The sequence below is a fragment of the Sphingomonas sp. genome (genome assembly GCF_019749955.1).
Taxonomy (GTDB): domain Bacteria; phylum Pseudomonadota; class Alphaproteobacteria; order Sphingomonadales; family Sphingomonadaceae; genus Sphingomonas.
The window spans coordinates 1-6,989 of sequence record NZ_JAIEPC010000122.1 but is presented as its reverse complement, the minus strand read 5'-3'; the positions used below and the strand labels follow the sequence as shown (position 1 = coordinate 6,989).

The window sequence follows — 6,989 nt, the reverse complement described above, 5'->3', positions numbered from 1 at the left end:
TGCCCGATTTGGGACCTTTGGTTGCCATGCGGCGCTCCTGATAGCTTCGTTGCTGCACTGCAATATAATGCACTGCGCAACGATATCAAGAGTTTTTTGTGCGGCGCAACATAACTGCCGCATTCAACCCATTCAGGCGCGATAAAACATTGAGATAAAGCGGTTTATCGTGTCCGAACATAGTCGCCCGGGGCATCGCCGAGCGCGGGAAGCTTGCCTTTGCCGGGGGTACGGGCACCCTTAACCGGTGCGGTGGCGTCGCCTTGCGCCCGGATCCAGTCGATCCAGTCGGGCCACCAGCTGCCTTTGGTCTCGGTTGCACCGGTAACGAAGTCAGCGAACGATTCGCCGAGCACCGGATTGGTCCAATATTGGTATTTCTGCGCCGCAGGCGGGTTGACGACACCGGCGATATGTCCCGATCCGGCCAGCACGAATTTCATTGGCCCGGCGAAGTGCTTGGTCATCTGCCACACGCTGTCGGCAGGCGCGATATGGTCCTCACGCCCCGCCTGGATGTAGCTTGGCGTCGCGACCTTGGTCAGGTCAATGGGTGTGCCGGCGATGCTGAGCGCGCCGGGCGTCGCGAGTCGGTTGTCGCGGTAGAGATCGCGCAAATAGCTCAGATGCCATTTGCTCGGCAGGTTGGTGGTGTCGCCGTTCCAGTGGAGCATGTCGAACGGCGTATAATCCTGCCCGAGCAGGTAATTGTTGGTGACATAATTCCAGATCAGGTCGCGCCCGCGCAGCAGGTTGAACGTCATCGCCATGTAGCGGCCGTCGAGGAAACCATCGGGCGATACCTGCTCGATCAGCTTGATCTGCTCGTCATCGACGAAATTGAGCAATTCGCCTGCGCGGCTGAAATCGACTTGGGCGGTGAAGAAGGTCGCGCTCTTGACCTTGTCGGCTTGCCCGCGCGCCGCCAGCACTGCGAGTGTCGCCGCGAGCGTCGTGCCCGCGACGCAATAGCCGATCGCGTGGACGCTTTCGACCTTCAGCAGATCGCGCACGGTGTCGATCGCGTCGATCTGGCCGGCCTCGACATAATCGTCCCAGGTCACGTCCTTCATCGTCGCATCGGCGGAGCGCCACGACACGATGAAGACGGTCAGCCCCTGATCGACTGCCCATTTGATGAAGCTCTTCTCCGGAGACAGATCGAGGATGTAGAAACGGTTGATCCATGGCGGGAAGATGACGAGCGGGGTTTCGATCACCTGCTTGGTCGTGGGGCTGTACTGGATGAGTTCGTAAAGCGGCGTGCGCTTGACGACCTTGCCCGGCGTTACCGCGATGTTGCGCCCGATTTCGAACGATTCGTTGCTGGTATGGGTGAGCTGTCCTTTGCCCAGATCGGCGAGCATGTGCTGCAAGCCGCTCAGCAGATTTTCGCCCCCCGTCTCGAGCGTCTTTTCGAGCACCAGCGGGTTGGTGGCGGGGAAATTGCTCGGGCTCATCGCCTCGACGATGTTGCGGGTCGCAAAGCGCAGCCGCTCGCGCTGCTTGTCGTCGACGCCGTCGATCTCGTCGACGCTGCGCTGAAGATGATCGGAGACGAGCAGATAGCTTTGGCGAATCCAGTCGAACACCGGATTGGCGCGCCACGCCGGATCCTTGAAGCGCTTGTCCCTGGCATGCGCCGGGTCTTCGGGCTCGGCGGCGGCAAGATCAGGGACCAGAAAGCGCGACCACATTTTCATGCTGTCGGCCCAGAAATCGCGCGCGCGGTCGAGCGTGCGCGGATCGGTGAAGCCCGGGATGATCGGGATCGCGGGCGTGTCCTCGATCGTCTGCAACCCGGCTTCGAGCATCATCTGCTGCGCGCGGCCCATCACCCAGGTCCAGTGCTGCATGTCTTCAAGGCTCGGGATCGGCAGCGCCGCGGGCGCGGTTTCGGGTTGCGGGGATTGGGGTTCGGCCATGCTATCCTCATCCTTCGTGGCGCCGATTCTTGTGATTTGCGCCCGCCTGACAGACGCTTTAGCATCCGCAGGCCCCGGCGACGAGGGGGCGCCTGAAATCGGCGCCTGTGCCGATTGCGCCGGTGCCCGTGACTCTCAAGCGAAGCGACCCTTATGTCTGACGAATTCTACCGCATCAAACGCCTGCCGCCCTATGTCATCGCCGAAGTCAATGCGATGCGGGCAACGGCGCGCGCGGGCGGGGAGGACATTATCGATCTGGGCATGGGCAATCCCGATCTGCCGCCGCCGCAGCATGTGATCGACAAGCTGGTCGAAGTCGCGGGCAAGCCCGATGCGCACGGCTATTCGGCGTCGCGCGGGATTCCGGGGCTGCGGCGTGCGCAGGCAAATTATTATGCGCGCCGCTTCGGGGTCGACGTTGATCCTGAAAGCGAAGTCGTGGTGACGATGGGATCGAAGGAAGGGCTCGCGAGCCTTGCCACCGCAATCACCGCGCCGGGCGACGTCGTGCTCGCGCCCAATCCCAGCTACCCGATCCACACCTTCGGCTTCATCATCGCCGGGGCCACAATCCGCGCGGTACCGACCACACCCGACGCGCAGTATTGGGAAGCGCTCGAGCGCGCGATGAACTTCACCGTGCCGCGCCCGTCGGTGCTGGTGGTCAATTATCCGTCGAATCCGACGGCCGAGACGGTGGATATCAGCTTCTATGAGCGGCTCGTCGCCTGGGCGCGCGAGAACAAGGTCTGGGTGATCTCCGACCTTGCCTATTCGGAGCTCTATTTCGATGGTCGGCCAACGACGTCGATCCTGCAAGTGAAGGGCGCCAAGGATGTCGCGATCGAATTCACCTCGCTGTCGAAAACCTATTCGATGGCAGGCTGGCGAATCGGCTTTGCGGTCGGCAACGCGAAGCTGATCGCGGCGATGACGCGGGTGAAATCCTATCTCGATTATGGCGCGTTCACGCCGATTCAGGCCGCCGCCTGCGCCGCCCTCAATGGCCCGCAGGATATCGTCGAGAAGAACCGCCAGCTTTACCATCATCGTCGTGACGTGCTGGTCGAAAGCTTCGGGCGCGCGGGGTGGGAGATTCCGGCCCCAGCGGCGTCGATGTTCGCCTGGGCACCGCTGCCGCCCGCACTCGCGCATTTAGGCAGCCTTGAGTTCAGCAAACAATTGCTCACGCACGCTCACGTCGCGGTTGCGCCAGGGGTGGGCTATGGCGAAAATGGCGAAGGGTATGTGCGGATTGCGATGGTCGAGAATGAACAACGCCTGCGCCAGGCCGCCCGCAACGTGAGGCGCTATCTCCAGTCGATGGGCGTCAATACACCGCCGCAAGGCGCCGTGCGCGACAGCGCGTGATCGACCTGCTCTATTCGCTCGCGGGCGTGTTGGTCGGGCTGCTCGTCGGCCTGACCGGCGTTGGCGGCGGATCGCTGATGACGCCGATTCTGGTGTTGATGTTCGGCTTTCATCCGGCGACGGCGGTGGGCACCGATCTGCTTTATGCATCGGCCACCAAGACGGCCGGGACGGCAGTGCATGGCCGCTATGGCACGGTCGATTGGCGCGTGGTGCGGCGCCTCGCAATGGGCAGCCTGCCCGCGGCGGTGGTGACGCTGACCATCCTGAGCTTCGCCAATTGGCAGTCGTCGGCGATGGCGGGGGTGATCTCGACGGTGCTCGGCCTTGCGCTGATCCTGACCGCGATTTCGGTGTTCTTCCGCAAGACGCTGATCGCGCGGCTCACCCCCTTGTTCGCGGGTGACGATGATGCCGAGATCGGGCGGATCACGATCATCCTTGGCGCGGTGCTGGGTGCGCTGGTGTCGTTGACCTCGGTGGGTGCGGGTGCGCTCGGGATGACGGCGCTGCTCATCCTCTATCCCAAAGTGCCGGTCGCGCGGCTGGTCGGCAGCGATATCGCGCATGCCGTGCCCCTGACCTTGATCGCGGGGCTGGGGCATTTGTCGATGGGGACGGTCAATCTGTGGCTGCTCGCCTCGCTGTTGCTCGGGTCGATCCCGGGCATCATCGTCGGTAGCCTGATCGCGACGCGGGTGTCGGACCGGGTGCTGGTGCCGATACTCGCGACGACGCTGGCGATCGTCGGCGCCAGACTCCTGTTCTGATCGGTTGACGCTGGCGCCGTCCCCCGGCATCGCGCGCGGCATGACCAGACCCGGCTATGCTTTTTCGACACGCATCAAGGTTCGCTATGCCGAAGTCGATGCGCAGCGGATCGTCTTCAATTCGCGCTACCTCGAATATGCCGATGTCGCGGTCACCGAATTTTGGGAATGGAGCGGGCTCGATGACCTTGGCCCCGCATGGACGGCCGCCGAATTCCATGTGCGCCACACCGAAATCGACTATCTGATTCCCTTCGCGATGGGCGACGAGATTGAGGCGTTTGTGCGGATCGAGCGGATCGGCACGACCAGCCTGACGCAACGATTCGAACTGTGCCACGCCGTGACCGGCGATCTTCACTGCGCGATCGAGATGGTGATCGTCCATGTCGGTGAGCTCGGCGGGCGTCCGGTGCCGATTGCCGGTGAGGTGCGCGCGGCGCTGGAGCGGCTGGCGGCGCGGTAAAGCGGGGTGACTTTGGACGAAGCACTCCTCCATCCGCTTGTTTCTCGGTGTCTCGACTTCGCTCGACAGAGCCTTCGCTCGAAACGAACGGGTCAAGCTAGAGTCGTCGCACCCTAAATCAAAAATTTGTAGCGCTCGCTACATTGCTACGCTAAGCGACTCAGCGACTGCAATCGGAGTCGCGCAATGTTGACGGGCAATCGGACCGGAAGGCGCCTATTCGGCGGCGTGGATGTCGCGGGCGATGTCTTCGGGCAGCGACCACACCATGTCGCCCTTGCGCAGCACGCGGCCGTCCCACGAATAAACCTCGACCTGACGGATCGGGCGGCGGTCGCGTTCATCGACCAGCACCGGAGTGGCAGCGACACCCGTTTCCCAGCGCTCGCCCCATTGGCGCAGCGCCACCATCGTCGGCAGCAGCGCGGCGCCCTTTTCGGTCAGCCGATATTCGATCTTGCGGCGATCATCGGGCAGCGCCTCGCGCTTCAAAATGCCATGCTCGACCAGCCGCGCGAGCCGATTGGCGAGGATGTTGCGCGCGATGCCGAGTTCAGACTGGAATTCCTCAAAATGGAACAACCCGTTGAAGGCCGCGCGCAGGATGAGGAACGACCAGCGCTCGCCCATCGCCTCGAGCGCGGCTGGCAGGCTGCACTCGGCGAGGTCGCGCAGGGGCTCTCTCAGTTTTCCGTCCATCAGGCGCGTGATCCTATCCCATTTCGCCAAAGGTGCGACGAAAATCTAAGTTTCTAGTTGCAACGAAAAACTTACTCGACTAAGTAGCGTTTCGCAACCTAATTGTTTCACCGGGCCGGCCCTCCCCAGGCGGCCATTCATGGAGGAAGTCATGATCCGCATTCTCTCAATCGCCGCGCTTGCCACATCGGCTCTGATGATCGCTCCCGTTGCGGCTTCGGCGCAGACTGCCGGCTATTACAGCGCGACCCCGGCGACCGCGCCGACCAAGAACACCGTGATCACCGCGGGCACGCTGTGGAAGTGCGCCGATGGCGTGTGCGGCGCCGCCAAGAGCACGCAGCGCGATGTCATCATGTGCCAGATGGTCGCGCAGCGCATGGGCAAGCTGACCGCGTTCGCCGTTGCCGGTGCCGCGTTCGACGAAGCGACGCTCGCCAAGTGCAACACTGTTGCCCGCTAACCACGACTAATGCCGCGCACTGTCTGCGCGGATAAGTAAATGTTGCAAAGCAGCAGCACGCGGCCCCACATTGGCCGCGTGCTGCGTCAGTATGAACTCGTCGATCGCGTGTTGAGCTACGATCCCGATGCCAATGAGGCGTTGCTCAACCGCGCCTATGTGTTTTCGATGCAGGCGCACGGCTCGCAGAAGCGCGCATCGGGTGATCCCTATTTCAGCCACCCGATCGAAGTGGCTGGCATTCTGACCGACCTGCACCTCGACGATGAGACGATTGCGACCGCGATCCTCCACGACACGATCGAGGATACGGTTGCGACGCCCGAGGAAATCCAGCGGCTGTTCGGCGACAATGTCGCGCGGATGGTCGACGGGGTGACCAAGCTGTCGAAGATCGAAGCGCAGACCGAAAGCGAGCGCGCGGCTGAAAATCTGCGCAAATTCCTGCTCGCCATGTCGGACGATATCCGCGTGCTGCTGGTCAAGCTCGCCGACCGGCTGCACAACATGCGCACGCTCCACCACATCAAGAGCGAGGACAAGCGCCGCCGAATCGCCCGCGAGACGATGGACATCTACGCGCCGCTGGCCGAGCGAATCGGCATGTATGAATTCATGCGCGAGATGCAGAGCCTCGCGTTTCGCCAGATCGAACCCGACGCGTTCGATTCGATCACCAAGCGGCTGGTGCTGCTGAATGAGGGCGATCACGGTCGCATCGCCAAGATCGCGTCGTCGATGAAGGCACTGCTGCTGCGTCAGGGCGTCGATGCCGATATCTGGGGCCGCGAAAAACATCCCTATTCGATCTGGCGCAAGATGAGCGAGCGCCACATCAGCTTCGAGCAGCTCTCCGACATCATGGCATTCCGCGTCATCGTCCCGAACGAGGAGGATTGCTACCGCGCACTCGGCATGATCCACCGGCGCTGGCCAATGGTACCGGGGCGGTTCAAGGATTATATCTCGACCCCCAAGCGCAACGGCTATCGATCGCTCCACACCAGCATCATGCATGCCGAGAATACCCGCGTCGAAATCCAGATTCGCACCGCCGACATGCATGCCGAGGCCGAATATGGGCTGGCGGCGCATTGGGCGTACAAGCAGGGGAAGCTGCGCCCCGACACGCAGGTGCGCTGGATCGCCGATCTGGTCGAGATTCTCGATGCCGCCGAAAGCCCCGAAGAGCTGCTCGAACATACGCGGATGGCGATGTATGCGGATCGCATCTTCGCCTTCACCCCGCGCGGCGAGCTGATCCAGCTGCCCAAGGGCGCGACGCCGATCGA

General features: G+C 62.6%; 7 protein-coding genes. 5 read left to right on the top strand and 2 right to left on the bottom strand.

Going from position 1 to position 6,989, the window contains the following annotated elements; translation table 11 throughout:
• Positions 1–164: 164 nt before the first annotated feature.
• Complete coding sequence (gene phaC, locus K2W81_RS16300) at positions 165–1,925, bottom strand: class I poly(R)-hydroxyalkanoic acid synthase (protein WP_294106496.1); 1,761 nt, start codon at positions 1,923–1,925, stop codon at positions 165–167.
• 153 nt (positions 1,926–2,078) lie between these two features.
• Here phaC and K2W81_RS16295 point away from each other — a divergent pair, with 153 nt between their 5' ends.
• The 3 genes from K2W81_RS16295 to K2W81_RS16285 are packed head-to-tail and all read left to right on the top strand — an operon-like array spanning position 2,079 to position 4,535.
• Entirely contained in the window at positions 2,079–3,299 is a 1,221-nt protein-coding gene (locus tag K2W81_RS16295) for an LL-diaminopimelate aminotransferase (RefSeq protein ID WP_294106493.1), read from the top strand.
• Positions 3,296–4,069, top strand: a complete 774-nt coding sequence (locus tag K2W81_RS16290) for a sulfite exporter TauE/SafE family protein (protein WP_294106491.1) — start codon at positions 3,296–3,298, stop codon at positions 4,067–4,069. Before K2W81_RS16295 ends, K2W81_RS16290 begins: the two co-directional genes overlap by 4 nt.
• A gap of 40 nt (positions 4,070–4,109) precedes the next feature.
• The gene (locus K2W81_RS16285) at positions 4,110–4,535 is read left to right on the top strand and encodes a thioesterase family protein (RefSeq protein ID WP_294106488.1); all 426 of its coding nucleotides are present in this window, start codon (positions 4,110–4,112) and stop codon (positions 4,533–4,535) included.
• A 216-nt stretch (positions 4,536–4,751) separates the two neighbouring features.
• On the opposite strand, the gene K2W81_RS16280 is transcribed toward K2W81_RS16285, so the two are convergent.
• On the bottom strand, positions 4,752–5,234 hold the full coding sequence (locus K2W81_RS16280) for a helix-turn-helix domain-containing protein (protein WP_294106485.1): 483 nt from the start codon (positions 5,232–5,234) through the stop codon (positions 4,752–4,754).
• A gap of 151 nt (positions 5,235–5,385) precedes the next feature.
• Between K2W81_RS16280 and K2W81_RS16275 the strand changes: the two genes are divergently transcribed.
• Together K2W81_RS16275 and K2W81_RS16270 are read left to right on the top strand one after the other, a co-directional pair.
• On the top strand, positions 5,386–5,697 hold the full coding sequence (locus K2W81_RS16275; protein ID WP_294106484.1) for a hypothetical protein: 312 nt from the start codon (positions 5,386–5,388) through the stop codon (positions 5,695–5,697).
• 78 nt (positions 5,698–5,775) lie between these two features.
• On the top strand, positions 5,776–6,989 hold a 1,214-nt coding region (locus K2W81_RS16270; RefSeq protein WP_294106499.1), incomplete at its 3' end, for an HD domain-containing protein.

Excerpts from the sequence above, each read along its gene's own strand:
- phaC (WP_294106496.1), bottom strand. The coding sequence starts at position 1,925 with ATGGCCGAACCCCAATCCCCGCAACCCGAAACCGCGCCCGCGGCGCTG.
- K2W81_RS16295 (WP_294106493.1), top strand. The coding sequence starts at position 2,079 with ATGTCTGACGAATTCTACCGCATCAAACGCCTGCCGCCCTATGTCATC.
- K2W81_RS16285 (WP_294106488.1), top strand. The coding sequence starts at position 4,110 with ATGACCAGACCCGGCTATGCTTTTTCGACACGCATCAAGGTTCGCTAT.
- K2W81_RS16280 (WP_294106485.1), bottom strand. The coding sequence starts at position 5,234 with ATGGACGGAAAACTGAGAGAGCCCCTGCGCGACCTCGCCGAGTGCAGC.
- K2W81_RS16275 (WP_294106484.1), top strand. The coding sequence starts at position 5,386 with ATGATCCGCATTCTCTCAATCGCCGCGCTTGCCACATCGGCTCTGATG.